Source organism: Pseudomonas sp. FW300-N1A1, assembly GCF_058789115.1.
This window is the reverse complement of the sequence record NZ_JBYTBK010000025.1, coordinates 21842-37878: the sequence shown is the minus strand read 5'-3', so window position 1 is coordinate 37878 and position 16037 is coordinate 21842. Positions and strand designations below refer to the sequence as shown.

Genomic DNA, 16037 nt, shown 5'->3' with positions numbered 1-16037 from the left:
CGCCTGGTGCGTAATGCTGTTCAGTTAAGAAGCGCTTAAAGCGAGTAAAAGCGCCCGTGGCGAGCGAGCTTGCTCGCGCTGGGGCGTGAAGCGCCCCCAACAAAGCGACTGCGGCCTTTCAGAACGAACTCGGCGATAGTTTTGGGGCTGCTGTGCAGCCCAGCGCGAGCAAGCTCGCTCGCCACGGGGGATGTATTGAGCCCCCTTTCCTTAACTGAACAGTATTGCGCCTGGTGCGGGCTTTTTGTTGTCTATGGTTTCCCAGGCTTTCCTTGCCAACCCAAGGTTTTGGGGGCTGGCCATAGCCCACGTTTAAACCGTCCGGCTCAAAGTGAGGCTCCGCCACTTCGCCTTGACCCACTACAAGGGGTACGCCCCCAGGGGGGGGGCATGCCTCAAAACGACACCCCCTGCCACTATGTCTGTCGAGGGGTAATCGCGGTTCTGCTGGATGGGTACGAAAGGAATCTCGATCTGATCGCGACCAGACTGAGATCAACGGGCGCAAAGGTAATCTTCCAGGGCGTTACCGTGGTTCCTGATCAGGAACTGCCGTTACAACGGTCACTCATGGTGCGTTTTTGCAAACGACTCATTCGCTTATATGTCAGGTCTACCCATAGTCATGGCGTGGAATTGTTGCCATGCACACATACTGCTCGAAGTCAGTGGGGTTCTCATCTCGGGAGGGTTTCAGCGGATGGTGGTACAGGCAATCCGAGGCCCGACGTCAGTCAGGCCTGGTCTGGGCCGTTGGATACTTCGGTGTTCGGCTCCAGATCAATCACGCTAAGCTCGTGCGCTGTGCCTCAGTTGGATGAGGGGTGACGAATGTTGCCGCGTGGGCCGGTCAGAGCCCAGATGATCAGGCCGAGTACTGGGAGAAATGCAACCAGTGCCACCCAGAGAACTTTCTTCAGGGTATCTGCATTACTTTTCACCACATTGAAGATCGCCCAGATATCCAGGGCAAAAATGACGAAGGCGATAAGGTCGAACAAGATAGAGCCCAAGGAAATACTCATATGTAATTGGATTGTTACTGATGATAAGCAAAATACTTCGCTGATCCAAGGCGCACCAGCGACTTTCGGTCATGATGCCTGTCGATGTCCGCATCCACCTGTGGATTCAACCGGGATACCGGTAGCACAGCGGACGCCGAAAGCGGCGTGAGTCTGTGACCAGATTCTAGCGGTGGCACGCGTTGAACTGGCACAGGAAGACTCGGCATCACTTCCCTTATTTCACCTTCTGGCTCAATTCCTCGACGATCCGCTTGAGTTGATCGATCGTGCGATCCTGATCGTTGACCTGTTGCTTGAGGTTCGAAATTTCGCTGTTGTTCGAGTTGGCGCTTGAGCCGCTGTTGCGCTTGAGGTCTTCCACCTGCCTGGCGAGAGTGTCCAGATCGCGCTCCTGTTCCTTGACGGTACGCTTGAGGTCGGCAATGTCGCTGTTGCTGGCGCTCGAGCTGGAACCGTTGCTGCGCTTGAGCTCTTCAATCTGGCGGGCCTGGTCGCTGATTGTGCGCTTCTGGGTTTCCAGTTCGTCGACATTGGCCTTCACGGTTTTCTGCAGGTTCTCCAGATCAGTGATGCTGACGTTGCTTCTGACCAGCGTGTCCTTATCGAATGAGCTGTGGATGGCAGGGATTTTGTCGTCGTAAGACGCCGGGCCAGAGGAGACTTCAATCGCGGCGTGGGTAGTGCTGGCCAATGTCAGGGTGCCGAGCAGCAGGGCGGACGAAAGCTTCGGGAAACCGCGCATCACTGTGGAGCTCCTTGTGAAGTGCCGATATGGCATATCGCTATGACCTGGGAGGCGGATTTATGTTCCCGAAGGTTGCTGCACCTGATGTGCACGGCTTTTTATGGAATAGATGCAAAGAGCCGTGTAAATCGTCGGTCAAACATCCTATATTTGATGTCTGCATGAGCATCGCCCAGCAGTTTTCAGATGATCCCGAATGGTTCTGAAGGCCAGATAAACCAGGCTTGAAGCGGTTTTTCTGCGTCAGAGAGATCCTTGATGATCCAGATCCATCTTCCATTCCCCAGATCAGCGAGAACGCCATGACCGTGAAAGAAATGACCCAGCAAGACAGGCACGCAGAAGCCCTCAGGAAGTACATGCTTGATGCGCCAGAACTGATGGACGAGATCAAGGACCTGAGTCCCGATGATCAGAAAGACCAGATCCAGTGGGCGTTCGAGGATGAAGCCGAAGCCCAGGGCTTGCAGCCGTGGGAGCTGACGCTCAAGTACACCTCGACGCCAGAAGAGTACGAAGCGACGCGCCTTGCATTGCACAAGGAAGCGGCTGAAGTGCTGGGTGTCGAATGGGAAGAATACTGCGAGATGAACAATCTGGTGGTTTGAGGGCAACTTCAAGCGGCAAGCTACAAGGCAAGGCAGAGCCGCTTGTAGCTTACCGCTTGTCGATGTACCTCAGAGACTGAGGCGCATCGACAGGTCCACAGCCTTCACGTCCTTGGTCATCGCACCAATCGAGATGTAGTCCACGCCCGTTTCGGCGATTGGCCGCAAGGTGCTTTCGTTGACACCGCCGCTGGCCTCCAGCTTCGCCTTGCCGGCGTTCAGGCGGACGGCTTCGCGCATGTCGTCCAGGCTCAGTTCATCGAGCATGATGATGTCGGCGCCCGCCGCCAGCGCCTCTTTGAGCTCCGACAGACTTTCCACTTCAACTTCCACCGGCTTGCCCGGGGCGATCTTGTGCGCGGCCGCGATGGCCTGCGCGATGCCACCAGAGGCGGCGATGTGGTTTTCCTTGATCAGGAAGGCGTCATACAGGCCGATACGGTGGTTGTGGCAGCTACCGCAGGTCACCGCATACTTTTGCGCCAGGCGCAGCCCAGGCAGGGTCTTGCGGGTGTCCAGCAGCTTGACCTGGGTGTCGGCGACGAAGTCGGCCAGGTACTGCGCGCGGGTGGCTACCCCTGAGAGCAATTGCAGGAAGTTCAGCGCGCTGCGCTCGCCTGTCAGTAGCGAGCGGGCCGGGCCTTCGAGGTGAAACAGGATCTGATCGGGGCTCACGCGCTCACCGTCGCGCACTTGCCAGTGCACGGCCACGCGTGGGTCCAACTGGCGGAACACCGCGTCAACCCAGGCAGTACCGCTGATGACGGCGGCGTCACGGGTAATGATGGTGGCTTTGGCCAGGCGTTCGGCCGGGATCAGTTGTGCGGTGATGTCGCCGCTGCCGATGTCTTCCAGCAACGCACGGCGCACGTTGGCTTCGATTTCGGCGGTCAAATCGGCGAGGCGTAGATTCGGCATAACGGGCTCCACAAACAAAGTGACCCGATTATAGGGCCATGCCGGGAGCGAACCCAAGGCAGCAAATGCCTTGAGGGTGTACTCCCTGCGCATTTGCTTGACCCAGGCGCTATTTCAAGGGCGCGAGCAGAGTCCGCTGGCACTCGGGGAGACTTTTGCCAGATAATCGCGCCTTGAGATTGACGTCATAGCCTTGACGAGTCCGGCTCCCTCCCGAACATCGAAACCTGATGGTGTGCGTTACGCGTACCGCTGTGTACGGGGTGCGAGCGTTTGCCATGGGGTTCACGGTTGATACCGGACCGCAGCGTTACCCCTTTCAGGAGGCTTGGATGCACAACGACGGGAATGTGGTGCCTTTGCACAAGGGCACTACCGATCAGGCGAGTCCATCGCCGCTCGCCCACCTGCCGGTGATTGCGCTTCAGATTCGCGACAAGGCCGCACAGCAATTGCGCCAGGGTTTGCAGGTGCTGTTCGATAACGCCGACGATACCTTGTTTGAAATGGCTGACCGGGCCCGGGACAACTCGGAGCAAAACACCTTCTTTGAAGCCATGCGCGACTTGCGCCTCAAACGCAAGAATATCGAGCGCGGCTTCCTTGAGTGCTTTTTTGAGGCCTTCGGCGGACTGATCCAGTACGCTCCGGCACATGCCAGCTTGCCGCTGACCATGACTGCCGACCTGATCGAGCGGCAGGACGACCATGAGCGGCAGGTGGCGCTGCACGCCATGGTCTCCAGGGCACTCAATCGCGATGGCCTGGCTCTGGGCCAGTTGACCCTGCGCCTGAGCACGCTGCTGGGCAAACCACTGGAAGACGCTCATAACCCGCTGGGGCCGACGATGCTGTGCGAGTTTTTCTTGCGGGCCGGGCGCAACCTGGGGGTAGAGACCCGGGTCAAGCTGATCATCCTCACCTTGTTCGAGCGCTACGTGCTGAGCGAAGCCGCCCAGATCTACGCGCACGCCAACCAGTTGTTGATCGCCACTGGCGTGCTACCGGAGCTCAACGCCGTTGCGGCGCGCCCTGTGGAGGAGCCTTCATTGATCTACAGCTGTGTCGAGCCCTGTGCAACAGACAGCCCTCAGGTCGACGAACCTGTGCAGGAGGTCTTCGTGGCCTTGCAGCACCTGTTGTGTCACCTGCGTGGCAGTGTCGCGCCGGAGCTCGAATCCCGTACCCGGCCGCAACCCCTCTCGACGCGCGACCTGCTGCGTTTGCGCTCGCACTTGCAGCAGTACGAACCGACACCGTACGCCCGGAACGATTTGGATCGGAGCAACCCGCTTGAGTCCCCCTCCCTGTACCTGGCCGAGGATGACAGCGTGTTGTTCGATCAGGCCCTGGAGTCGGTCATTGGCCAGTTACACCGACTCAATCGTGGCAAGTGATCGCAACATTGGGGGCGATCACGGCATACTGAAGCCTGTCAAAGCCGTTGTTGAAGGAATCTGTATGCAGCTGGACCTCGCGAGTGGCTGGTTTGACGGGATGCGTCACTGCCCGTCCCCCAACTTCAATGCGCGCCCCTCGGGCGAAATTTCCTTGCTGGTGATTCACAACATCAGTCTGCCCCCGGCGCAGTTCGCCACGGGCAAGGTGCAGGAGTTTTTTCAGAACCGTCTGGATGTCACCGAACATCCCTATTTTGCAGGGATCGCCGACCTGCGCGTATCGGCGCACTTTCTGATCGAGCGTGACGGCACGATCACGCAGTTTGTCTCTTGTCTTGAGCGAGCCTGGCATGCCGGTGTTTCCAGCTTCCAGGGACGCGAAAGCTGTAATGATTTTTCGCTGGGCATCGAACTGGAAGGCACCGATGATCTGCCGTTCACCGATACCCAGTATCGAGCGCTGACGGCGCTCACTAGCCAGTTGCAGGCCGCTTTTACGGCAATCACCACTGAACGTATTCAGGGGCATAGTGACATCGCCCCAGGACGCAAGACTGACCCAGGGCCGGCGTTCGACTGGGCACGCTATCGCGCGGCGTTGGAAAAAGGGGAAGGACAATGAGTTTTCTGGTGTTACTGCTGGCAGTCTGGATCGAGAAGTTCTCGGCGCTGCGTCACCGGGTGCAGCGTGACGGTGGGTGGTTGCGTGAACTGACCCGGCTGGAAAGCACCTCGCGGATGACTGACCGGCCATGGGCGGTGTTGGCGCTGCTGGTGCTGTTGCCGGTGACCGTGCTTGGCCTGCTGCTACTGGCACTGGAGCCGGTGGCCTATGGGTTGCTGGCCTTGCCGGTGCACTTGCTGGTGGTGATCTACAGCCTGGGGCGGGGTGACTTGCTCGGTGGTCTTGGACCGTTTCGTGATGCCTGGCGCCGGGAAGACCTGCAAGCGGCCGCCCATGTCGCCCAGCGCGATCTGGATGTGTGCGCAGACAGCGGTGAGCAATTGCTGCAACGGGTGCAAGGCTATCTGGTGTGGGAGGCGTATCAGGGCTTTTTCGCGGTGATTTTCTGGTATTTCCTGCTCGGTCCGGTGGCGGCCCTGAGTTATCGCTTGCTGGCCCTGGCCGCGGAGCACGGCAAGAGCCCGGCACTGGTGGAGCGTGCTGCGCAACTGCGGCACGCCTTTGACTGGTTGCCCGTACGCTTGCTGGCGGCAAGTTTCGCCTTGGTGGGTAATTTTGTCGCTGTCAGCCGGGTCATGCTCCATGAACTGCTGAACTGGAACATCAGCGCCGCGCAGTTGATCGAGAAAGCCGGCATGGTGGCGGGAGAAATTCCACCGCCGGTGACCGGACCTGACGGCCTCAATAGTCTGGATCAGCTCTGGGAGCTGATGCTGCGGGCGGCGGTGGTCTGGTATGCCGGTTTTGCCCTTTGGACTGTCCTGCTCTGAAGACGCCGTGGGCCTGTAGCCGCCAGTTGCTACAGGCCTGCACAGCATCCTGCCGTTAACCTTAAGTTACAAAACCTTCCGCCGATTTAAGTTATACAGCAGTAGCGCGCCATGGTGGCTATCTGCCGTCTCTGCGTGCCTGCCAATAACAATAAGAATTCCAAGGGAGACTTCCAGTGAAGAGCTTGCTCTATCCCGCCATTGCACTGATGAATCGCCTGAGCTTCGGCATGAAGTTCAGCCTGATCAGCGTGCTGTTCCTGCTACCCATGCTGGTAACCAACTTCTATCTGGTGCGCGATTCATATCGTGAGTTCCAGGGGACACGGGTTGAATTGCAAAGCCTCGACCTGCTGGGCAGCAGCCTGACCCTGCGGCGCGACCTGGAAACCCTGAACAATCTGGTGCAGATCAACACCACTCTCGGCCAGTCCGGCAAAGCGGGGGATATCGAATCGAAGATCAGCGCCCTTGAGCAGAGCGTGCTGGAGCGCCTGCAAGCGCTGAGCGCAATGACCAGCGACCCGGAACAGGTCAGCGTGTTCGATGCCAAGCGCGATGAAATGATCGCGGCGTTCAAGGCTCAGCAGGCGGAAAAGTCCCTGCAGAGCAAAAGCGCGATGATTGGCAAGCTGCTCGGCAATGCGCAGATTTTCGGCCAGATCATCACCAGTCAGTCCGGCCTGAGCCGGGACAACCAGGGTGACATCCGTCAGTTGAGTGAGTTGCTCACCAACGTCACCCCACGAATCACACAAATCCTCGGTGATGGCCGGGCAATGGGCGCGTTCTCGTTGGGGCAGGGCTTTCTGAACTCCGCGTCGTCCACCCGCTTTGATGAACTGTTGGCGCAGATGGAAAAGCTGCAGGCTGAATATGCACTCAAACTGCAGGATGCGCTGGGTGCCAGCAAAGCCGCGCGCGAGGTGCTGGAACCGGCGGCCAATGCCAGCCAGGCCACGCTCAAGCAGGCTAGCGAGCTGTTCGAAGAGCAAGTGGTGATGGCCGACACCCTCGATGCACCTTGGCAGGGGTTTTACGACCAGGTCACCGGTCTGATGGCGCAGACCTACCAGTTGAACGACGCGACGTTGAAGTTTCTCGCGGTCCAATTGCAGCAACGCCTGGAGCAGAACCGTACGCACATGGTGCTGCAAGCGGTGGCGCTCAGTGTGGTGTTCGTGCTGATTTTCTATCTCTACGGCGGCTTCTATGCCTCCACCCGTACCACGCTCAAACGCCTGGGCGGGGTCATGGACAAAGTGGCGGCCGGAGACATGACTGTGACCTTCACCGCCCATAGCCGAGATGAACTGGGTGAGCTGGGTAACGTGTTCAACGGCACGGTGGCCAAGATTCATGACCTGATCGAACGGGTCGGCAAGACCGTCAATGAGGTCGAACGTCAGGCCGGCCAGGTGCAAACGGTGTCAGCCCAGAGCAATCAGGCGGTGGCCGGTCAGCGCACGCAGATCGAGCAGGTTGCCACGGCGATGAACCAGATGTCGGCCACCTCCCAGGAAGTGGCGCGCAGTGCCGCCGCCGCGGTGAGCAGCGCCCATAGCGTGAACGACGAAACCATCAGCGGGCGCGGGCTGGTCGAGTCGCAGCAAGGCAGCATTGCTCAACTGGCCAGCGAGATCGACGCGTCGGTGCTGGTGATCAATCAACTGGCCAGCGACAGCCAGTCCATCAGTCGCGTGCTGGAAGTGATCAAGAGTATTGCCGAACAGACCAACCTGTTGGCGCTCAATGCCGCCATCGAGGCGGCCCGGGCGGGCGAGCAGGGACGTGGTTTCGCGGTGGTGGCCGATGAAGTCCGCACCCTGGCCAAACGCACCCAGCAATCGACCGAAGAAATCGAACAGATGATCGCCAGGCTGCACGCTGGCGTGGGGGCCGCGGTGAAGGCCATGGGTGTCAGTCATCAGATGGCCAGTGGCACCGTCGGGCAATCGGAGAAGGTCCAGCAGGCCCTGGAAAACATCCTCGGCGCGGTGGGCATGATCGTCGACCAGAACCAGCAGATTGCGGCCGCCGTCGAGCAGCAGACCGCCGTGGCGCACGATATCGACCAAAACATTGTCGAGATCAATCGCGCTGGTGAGCGCACCGCCGAAGGCGCGCACCAGACCGAAGACGCCAGTCGCGCCCTGTCAGCCCAGGTCGTGCAGTTGAAGCACTTGATCAGCGCCTTTCGGGTCTGACGGCCGCCACGACGGTCGTTTGCACAGGGCCGCTGCGGTTGATTACCAGTTGAACACTTCGCAGGCGTTGGCCGTGCTGGCGGCCGCCAGTTGTTCCGGGCTGATGGCCATGATCGGTGCCAGGGCCGAGCAAATCGCCGGCAGGTGGGCTGGGCTGTTGCGTTGGTTGGGGTACATGGCGGGGGCCATGTCCGGTGAGTCGGTTTCCAGTACCACCGACTCCAGCGGCAAGTCGGCGATCACTTTGTGCAGGCGCAGCGCTTGTGGCCAGGTCGGCGCCCCACCCAATCCCAGCTTGAACCCGAGCTTGATGTACTCGCGGGCTTCCTCGCGGCTGCCGGCAAAGGCGTGAATGATCCCGGCACGTTTGAGCTTGAAACGCTTCAAGGTGGCAATGACCGCCGCGTGGCTGCGCCGAACGTGCAGCAGGGCGGGTAGCTGGAAGTCGGCGGCCAGCTGTAACTGTGCTTCAAACAAGGTTTGCTGGCGCTCGCGATCCAGGGTCTCCAGGAAGTAATCCAGACCGAATTCACCCACCGCGCATAACTGCCGATGGCCGGCCAGGCGGGTCAGCCAGCCGGCCAGTTCCGTGAGGTCGGCGGGGCGGTGTTCGTCGAGATACACCGGGTGCAGGCCGAATGCGGCATACAGGTGCGCATCGCTTTGCACCAGGTCCCAGACCCGCTGCCAATTGCGCTGATAAACCCCCAGCACCACCATCCGCTTGACCCCCAGGGCGCGGCTTTTGGCCAGCAATGCCTGACGGTCCGCGTCGAAATCCGGAAAATCCAGATGGGTGTGGCTGTCGATCAGCTCCACGGTTCAGTCCTGGTGAATGCGCTGCTTGAACGTCCGCGCGATGGCCTGTACGCCGGGTTGGTAGTGGTCTTGCTCGATGGCGGCGAGGGCCAGTTGCAGGGCCTTTTCGGCGATCAGACGATGCTGCTGGGCCATGGCGTTGACGGGTAGCGGCAGGAAGTCCAGCAACTGGGTATCACCAAAGGTGCCCAAGCGCAGCGGACGGGTTTTCAACGGGAAGTCGTGCAAGGCATCGAACACGCCTTGCAGCAGCACATAGGAAGTGGTCACCAGCGCATCCGGCAAGTGACCCAGGCGTTGCAGCAGTTCTTCCATCAGTTGCCGACCGCAGTCGCGACTGAAAGACTCGCCGTGTTCGATCAGCACCTGGCCCTCGAACTCGACCAGGGCCTGTTTGAAACCGGCGGCACGTTCCTGGCTGATGCTCAGTTCAGGCCGCGCGCCAATCAGGGCGATCTGCCTGGGGGCCGGTTGTAACAGACTTCGTGTGAGCTGCAGGCTGGCTTCGCGGTCATCGCTGATCACCGAGCAGAAATGCTCAGGCTCCATGACCCGGTCGATGGCAATGATCGGCAAGCCCTTGGCTTGCAACTGGCGATAGCTGTCATCGCCGGCTGGCAGGCAGCTGGCAACGATCAGCGCATCGCAGCGCCGGGCGCGAAACAGCGCCAGCAATTGCCGCTCGCTGTCCGGGGCGTCGTCGGAGCTGGCGATCAGCAACTGATAGCCATGCGCCCGGGCACCTTGCTCCAGCAACTTGGCAATCCGTGCGTAACTGGGGTTTTCCAGATCCGGCAGGATAAAGCCCAGGGTGCGGGTGTGCCGACTGCGCAACCCGGCGGCTTGAGGATTAGGCGTGAAGCCGTGCTGCTCGACCACCGCGCGGACGCGCTCGACCGTGGCGTTGCTGATGCGCTGCTGTTCGGCCTTGCCATTGATGACATAGCTGGCGGTGGTCACGGACACACCGGCCAGCTGGGCAATATCACTGAGTTTCAACCCGGGAATTCCTTGTTTGTTCGAGCTTGCCCCGACATTGTGGCCAATCCTACCCGATTACGGCAGGCGACCAATGTCGCAAGCATCCGACCGGTTGGACTTCAAGCATGAGCGATTATCGAGTAACGTGCCAATTCATCTAGATTAAACGTTTCAGCAGGCGTATTTTCTTCTCCATTGGCGCCTTTGGTCATGACTGCCGTGAAACCGCCAAAGGATGCCCTGAAAGAGAGTGCGCGGATTAAAGCCTAAGCTTATTTATTCAAAACAATACCTGGTGCGGCCCCCGTACCCAAAAGGAGAAAGCATGCTCGAGCTCACTATAGAGCAGATATCCATGGGCCAGTCGGCTGTGGATAAAGCCGCTGCATTGCGTGTGCTGGCTGACAGCCTGGTCGCCGACGGTCTGGTGGCCGAGGGTTACCTTGGCGGGTTGCAGGCACGTGAAGCCCAGGGCTCGACCTTTCTCGGTCAAGGCATTGCCATTCCCCATGGCACCCCGGCAACCCGTGATCTGGTGCACACCACGGGTGTGCGTCTGTTGCAGTTCCCTGACGGGGTGGACTGGGGCGACGGCCAGATGGTTTACCTGGCGATCGGCATCGCGGCCAAGTCCGACGAACATTTACACCTGCTGCAACTGCTGACTCGCGCCTTGGGTGAAACCGATCTGGGCCAGGCCTTGCGTCGAGCCGGTTCTGCCGAGGCCTTGCTCAAACTGTTGCAAAGCGCCCCGCAGGAACTGGCGCTGGATGCCCAGATGATCGGCCTGGGGGTCTGCGCCGAAGATTTCGAGGAGCTGGTCTGGCGGGGCGCGCGGTTGTTGCGTCAGGCCGATTGTGTGGGCAACGGTTTTGCGGCCGTCCTGCAGCAGGTTGAAGCGCTGCCCCTGGGCGATGGCTTGTGGTGGCTGCACAGCGAGCAAACGGTCAAGCGTCCGGGCCTGGCGTTCGTGACGCCGGACAAACCGATCCGTTACCTTGGCCAGCCACTGAGCGGGTTGTTCTGCCTGGCCAGCCTGGGCGAAGCGCACCAGGCATTGCTTGAGCGGTTGTGCGCCCTGTTGATTGAAGGGCGCGGCCATGAACTGGGACGGGCCACCAGCCGTCGCGCAGTCCTGGAGGTGCTCGGTGGTGAGTTGCCGGCCGATTGGCCCAGCGCTCGCATCGCGCTGGCCAACGCCCACGGTTTGCATGCGCGGCCAGCGAAAATCCTTGCCCAACTGGCCAAGCGCTTTGAAGGCGAGATTCGCGTGCGGATCGTCGATGGCCAGGACAGTGCGGTATCGATGAAAAGCCTGAGCAAACTGCTGAGCCTGGGTGCCCGTCGTGGGCAGGTGCTGGAGCTGATCGCCGAGCCAAGCATCGCCGCCGACGCCTTGCCCGCCTTGTTGGCGGCCATTGAAGAGGGGCTGGGGGAAGACATTGAACCCTTGCCGGCCGCGACCGTTCAACCAGCGGTGATTGCTGAAGACGCCATGGAGATCGTCGCGCCGAGCCCGGGCAGCCTGGTTCAGGCCATTGCCGCCGCGCCGGGGATTGCCATTGGCCCGGCCCATATACAGGTTCAGCAAGCCATTGATTACCCGTTGCGTGGCGAGTCCTCCGCGATCGAGCGCGAGCGGCTGAAAGCGGCGCTGGCCGAGGTGCGCCGCGACATCGAAGGGCTGATCCAGCGCAGCCAGGCCAAGGCCATTCGTGAGATTTTCATCACTCACCAGGAAATGCTCGACGACCCGGAGTTGGCGGACGAAGTCGATACCCGTCTCAAACAGGGGGAGAGTGCGCAAGCGGCCTGGATGGCGGTGATCGACGCGGCAGCCAGGCAACAGGAGTCCTTGCACGACGCCTTGCTCGCCGAACGCGCGGCAGATTTGCGCGATATCGGCCGCCGGGTGCTGGCGCAGTTGTGCGGCATTGAAACCCCAAGCGAGCCTGCGCAACCGTACATTCTGGTGATGGATGAAGTGGGGCCGTCCGATGTGGCGCGGCTGGATCCAGCCCGGGTCGCCGGCATTCTCACCGCACGGGGCGGCGCCACCGCCCACAGTGCTATCGTCGCCCGGGCGCTGGGTATCCCGGCGTTGGTCGGCGCGGGCGCGGCAGTGTTGTTACTGGCGCCGGGCACCCCGTTGCTGCTGGATGGCCAGCGCGGCCGACTGCATGTCGATGCCGACGCCGCGACCCTGCAGCGCGCGATTGAAGAACGCGACAGCCGCGAGCAACGGCTCAAGGTCGCCGCTGAACAACGTCATCAACCTGCGCTCACCCTCGACGGTCATCCGGTGGAGGTGTTCGCCAACATCGGTGAAAGCGCGGGCGTGCTCAGTGCGGTGGAGCAGGGCGCCGAAGGCATTGGATTGCTGCGCACCGAACTGATTTTCATGGCGCACCCGCAAGCGCCGGACGAAGCCACGCAGGAAACCGAGTATCGTCGGGTGCTCGATGGCCTGGCCGGGCGGCCGCTGGTGGTGCGCACCCTCGATGTCGGCGGTGACAAGCCGCTGCCATATTGGCCGATTGCCAAGGAAGAAAACCCGTTCCTGGGTGTGCGCGGCATTCGCCTGACGCTGCAGCGCCCGCACATCATGCAAGCGCAGTTGCGCGCCTTGCTGCGCGCTGCTGGCAACCGCCCGCTACGAATCATGTTTCCAATGGTCGGTAGCCTGGACGAATGGCGCCAGGCGCGGGACATGACCGAACGCCTGCGTCTGGAAATCCCGGTGGCCGACCTGCAACTGGGGATCATGGTCGAAGTGCCGTCGGCTGCATTGCTGGCGCCGGTGCTGGCCAGGGAAGTCGACTTCTTCAGCATTGGCACCAACGACCTGACTCAATACACCCTGGCCATCGACCGGGGTCACCCGACGCTATCGGCGCAGGCTGATGGGTTACACCCGGCGGTCCTGCAACTGATCGACATCACCGTGCGGGCCGCCCATGCTCATGGCAAGTGGGTCGGGGTCTGTGGCGAGCTGGCGGCCGATCCGCTGGCGGTACCGGTGCTGGTTGGGCTGGGGGTGGATGAGTTGAGCGTAGGGGCGCGCAGTATCGGCGAGGTCAAGGCGCGGGTTCGCGAGTTGAGTCTTGAGCAGGCAAAATATCTGGCCCAACAGGCATTGGCCGTGGGTAGCGCACAGGAAGTGCGCGCGTTAGTGGAGGCACTGTAATGGCTAAGATTCTAACCCTGACCCTCAACCCGGCGCTGGACCTCACGGTTCAGCTATCGCACCTGGAACCCGGCCAGGTCAACCGCAGTGAAACCATGCACACCCATGCTGCCGGCAAGGGGGTGAACGTGGCGCAGGTACTGGCCGATCTGGGGCATCAACTGACCGTCAGTGGATTTCTTGGCGAAGACAATCTCCAGGCGTTCGAGGCGTTGTTCGCCGAGCGTGGTTTTGTCGACGGGTTTATCCGTGTGCCGGGAGAGACCCGCAGCAATATCAAGCTGGCCGAAGCCAATGGGCGCATCACCGACGTCAATGGACCGGGACCGGTGGTCAGTGGGGTGGCGCAACAGGCGCTGCTGGCGCGTCTGGAGCAGATTGCGCCGGGACATGACGCGGTGGTGGTGGCGGGCAGTCTGCCCCAGGGCGTCAGTGCGCACTGGTTGAAGACCTTGATTGTGCGTTTGAAGCAATTGGGCTTGAAAGTGGCGCTCGACACCAGTGGCGAAGCCTTGCGCGTTGGTCTGACCGCCGGCCCGTGGTTGATCAAGCCCAATGCCCAGGAGCTGGCCGATGCGCTGGGTTGCGAAACGCTTTCAGTGGCCGCCCAGGCCCAAGTCGCGAGCCGCCTGCACGCCAAAGGCATCGAGCATGTGGTGATTTCCCACGGTTCCGAGGGCGTGAACTGGTTCAGTGTCGGTTCGGCGATGCATGCCTCATCGCCGACGGTTCGTGTGGCCAGTACGGTCGGGGCGGGTGACTCATTGTTGGCCGGAATGCTCCACGGCCTGCTTAGTGCCGATATGCCTGAACAGACGTTGCGCACCGCCACGGCGATTGCCGCCATGGCGGTCACCCAGATCGGCTTTGGCATCGGCGATGCGGCGCAGCTGGCGCGCCTCGAACAGGGGGTGCGCGTTCATCCCCTGACAGAACAATAAGAGGGTAGGTCATGAAGTTAGCCATCGTTACGGCCTGCCCCAATGGCATGGTCACCAGTGTGCTGTGCGCCCGGTTACTGGAGGCGGCGGCGCAGCGCCAGGGCTGGAGCACCAGCGTCGAAGTGCATGACCCGGCACACCCGGAGCGCCAGTTGTCCGCCGCGACCCTTGAGGAGGCCGAGTGGGTGTTGCTGGTCAGCACCGGGCCGCTGGACATGTCGCGGTTTGTCGGCAAGCGCGTGTTCCAGAGCACGCCGTCCCAGGCCTTGCAGGACGTCGACGCGGTGCTGCGCCGTGGCGCTTCAGAGGCCCAGGTCTACGTTGCCCCGCAGGTGGCTGAACCGCTGGCGATGAGCCGGGCGGAACCACGTCTGGTGGCGGTCACGGCTTGCCCGACGGGGGTGGCCCACACCTTCATGGCCGCCGAGGCCCTGCAGCAAGCGGCCAAACGGTTGGGCTACGACCTGCAGGTCGAGACCCAGGGCTCGGTCGGCGCGCGCAACCCGTTGAGCGCGCAAGCCATCAGTGAGGCCGACGTGGTGCTGTTGGCGGCGGATATTGAGGTCGCCACCGAGCGTTTCGCTGGCAAGAAAATCTACCGTTGCGGTACCGGCATTGCCCTCAAGCACGCCGAAGCGACGCTGAACAAGGCCCTGGCAGAAGGCAAGCAGGAGGCGGCCTCGAGCGGCGCCAAGGGGCCGGCCGCTCAAGAGAAGAGCGGTGTCTACAAACACCTGCTGACGGGGGTGTCGTTCATGCTGCCGATGGTGGTGGCCGGTGGCCTGATGATCGCCTTGTCGTTTGTGTTCGGCATCACCGCGTTCAAGGAAGAGGGCACGCTCGCCGCGGCACTGATGCAGATCGGCGGCGACACCGCGTTCAAGTTGATGGTGCCGTTGCTGGCCGGTTACATCGCCTACTCGATTGCCGACCGTCCGGGCCTGGCGCCGGGGATGATCGGCGGTCTGCTGGCCAGTACCCTGGGGGCCGGTTTTATCGGTGGGATCATTGCCGGCTTCATCGCCGGTTACACGGCCAAGGCGATCAATCGTTATGCGCGCTTGCCGCAAAGCCTGGAAGCGTTGAAACCGATTCTGATCATCCCCTTGTTGGCCAGCCTGTTCACCGGCCTGATCATGATTTACGTGGTCGGCAAACCGGTGGCCGGGGTGCTGGCCGGACTCACGCATTTCCTTGACAGCATGGGCACCACCAATGCGATTCTGCTGGGCGTGTTGCTGGGCGCGATGATGTGCGTCGACCTCGGCGGACCGATCAACAAGGCGGCGTATGCGTTCTCGGTGGGGCTACTGGCCTCGCAAAGTTATGCACCGATGGCCGCGACCATGGCCGCCGGCATGGTGCCGCCGATTGGCCTGGGCATTGCCACCTTCATCGCCCGGCGCAAGTTCGCCCAGACGGAGCGCGAGGCCGGTAAGGCAGCGCTGGTGCTGGGGCTGTGCTTTATTTCCGAAGGGGCGATTCCGTTCGCCGCCAAGGACCCGTTGCGGGTGATTCCGGCGAGCATTGCCGGCGGCGCGCTGACCGGCGCGCTGTCGATGTACTTCGGCTGCAAGCTGATGGCGCCCCACGGTGGGTTGTTCGTGATGTTGATCCCCAACGCGATCAATCACGCGTTGTTGTATCTGCTGGCGATTGTCGCCGGCAGTCTGCTGACCGCGGTGGTCTATGCCGTGGTCAAGCGCCCGGAAGTGACCGAACTGGCGCTGGAGCCTGCCAAGGCCTGA

Annotated in this window: 12 protein-coding genes and 1 pseudogene; 8 read left to right on the top strand and 5 right to left on the bottom strand. The window is 61.4% G+C overall.

From position 1 onward, the window contains the following. Window positions 1–809: 809 nt before the first annotated feature. Window positions 810–1025 (bottom strand): PLD nuclease N-terminal domain-containing protein, encoded by a 216-nt coding sequence (locus tag AC3WQN_RS17185; protein WP_103399667.1) that lies wholly within the window; start codon window positions 1023–1025, stop codon window positions 810–812. 217 nt (window positions 1026–1242) lie between these two features. Further along, on the bottom strand, window positions 1243–1770 hold the full coding sequence (locus tag AC3WQN_RS17180; protein WP_103399668.1) for a hypothetical protein: 528 nt from the start codon (window positions 1768–1770) through the stop codon (window positions 1243–1245). Window positions 1771–2075: 305 nt separating this feature from the next. Here AC3WQN_RS17180 and AC3WQN_RS17175 point away from each other — a divergent pair, with 305 nt between their 5' ends. Next, entirely contained in the window at window positions 2076–2381 is a 306-nt protein-coding gene (locus AC3WQN_RS17175) for a DUF6388 family protein (RefSeq protein ID WP_095081625.1), read from the top strand. Between the two features lie 69 nt (window positions 2382–2450). On the opposite strand, the gene nadC is transcribed toward AC3WQN_RS17175, so the two are convergent. After that, window positions 2451–3299 carry a carboxylating nicotinate-nucleotide diphosphorylase gene (nadC, locus tag AC3WQN_RS17170; RefSeq protein WP_103399669.1) on the bottom strand — a complete coding sequence of 283 codons (849 nt, stop codon included), beginning with the start codon at window positions 3297–3299 and terminating at the stop codon, window positions 2451–2453. A 332-nt stretch (window positions 3300–3631) separates the two neighbouring features. Between nadC and AC3WQN_RS17165 the strand changes: the two are divergent. The 4 genes and pseudogenes from AC3WQN_RS17165 to AC3WQN_RS17150 all read left to right on the top strand — a co-directional run. Then, window positions 3632–4597, top strand: a pseudogene (locus AC3WQN_RS17165) (DUF1631 family protein); the annotation flags it as partial. A 163-nt stretch (window positions 4598–4760) separates the two neighbouring features. Beyond that, entirely contained in the window at window positions 4761–5321 is a 561-nt protein-coding gene (ampD, locus tag AC3WQN_RS17160; RefSeq protein WP_103399671.1) for a 1,6-anhydro-N-acetylmuramyl-L-alanine amidase AmpD, read from the top strand. After that, entirely contained in the window at window positions 5318–6154 is an 837-nt protein-coding gene (gene ampE / locus AC3WQN_RS17155) for a regulatory signaling modulator protein AmpE (protein WP_103399672.1), read from the top strand. The genes ampD and ampE overlap by 4 nt, the downstream gene beginning before the upstream one ends. 176 nt (window positions 6155–6330) lie before the next feature. Then, a complete protein-coding gene (locus tag AC3WQN_RS17150; RefSeq protein WP_103399673.1) occupies window positions 6331–8361 on the top strand; it encodes a methyl-accepting chemotaxis protein in 2031 nt (676 codons plus the stop codon). 42 nt (window positions 8362–8403) lie between these two features. On the opposite strand, the gene AC3WQN_RS17145 is transcribed toward AC3WQN_RS17150, so the two are convergent. Then, window positions 8404–9180, bottom strand: coding sequence for a TatD family hydrolase (locus tag AC3WQN_RS17145; protein ID WP_103399674.1), 777 nt, complete (start codon window positions 9178–9180; stop codon window positions 8404–8406). A 3-nt stretch (window positions 9181–9183) separates the two neighbouring features. Further along, window positions 9184–10179, bottom strand: a complete 996-nt coding sequence (gene cra / locus AC3WQN_RS17140) for a catabolite repressor/activator (RefSeq protein ID WP_103399675.1) — start codon at window positions 10177–10179, stop codon at window positions 9184–9186. 307 nt (window positions 10180–10486) lie between these two features. On the opposite strand from cra, the gene ptsP reads away from it, so the two are divergent. From ptsP to AC3WQN_RS17125, 3 genes are read left to right on the top strand one after another with little or no spacing between them, the layout of a single operon-like run. Beyond that, the gene (gene ptsP / locus AC3WQN_RS17135; protein ID WP_103399676.1) at window positions 10487–13348 is read left to right on the top strand and encodes a phosphoenolpyruvate--protein phosphotransferase; all 2862 of its coding nucleotides are present in this window, start codon (window positions 10487–10489) and stop codon (window positions 13346–13348) included. Then, window positions 13348–14289: a 1-phosphofructokinase gene (pfkB, locus tag AC3WQN_RS17130; RefSeq protein ID WP_103399677.1), complete on the top strand. Its 942-nt coding sequence runs from the start codon at window positions 13348–13350 to the stop codon at window positions 14287–14289. Before ptsP ends, pfkB begins: the two co-directional genes overlap by 1 nt. Window positions 14290–14300: 11 nt before the next feature. Further along, window positions 14301–16037 (top strand): PTS fructose-like transporter subunit IIB, encoded by a 1737-nt coding sequence (locus tag AC3WQN_RS17125; RefSeq protein ID WP_103399678.1) that lies wholly within the window; start codon window positions 14301–14303, stop codon window positions 16035–16037.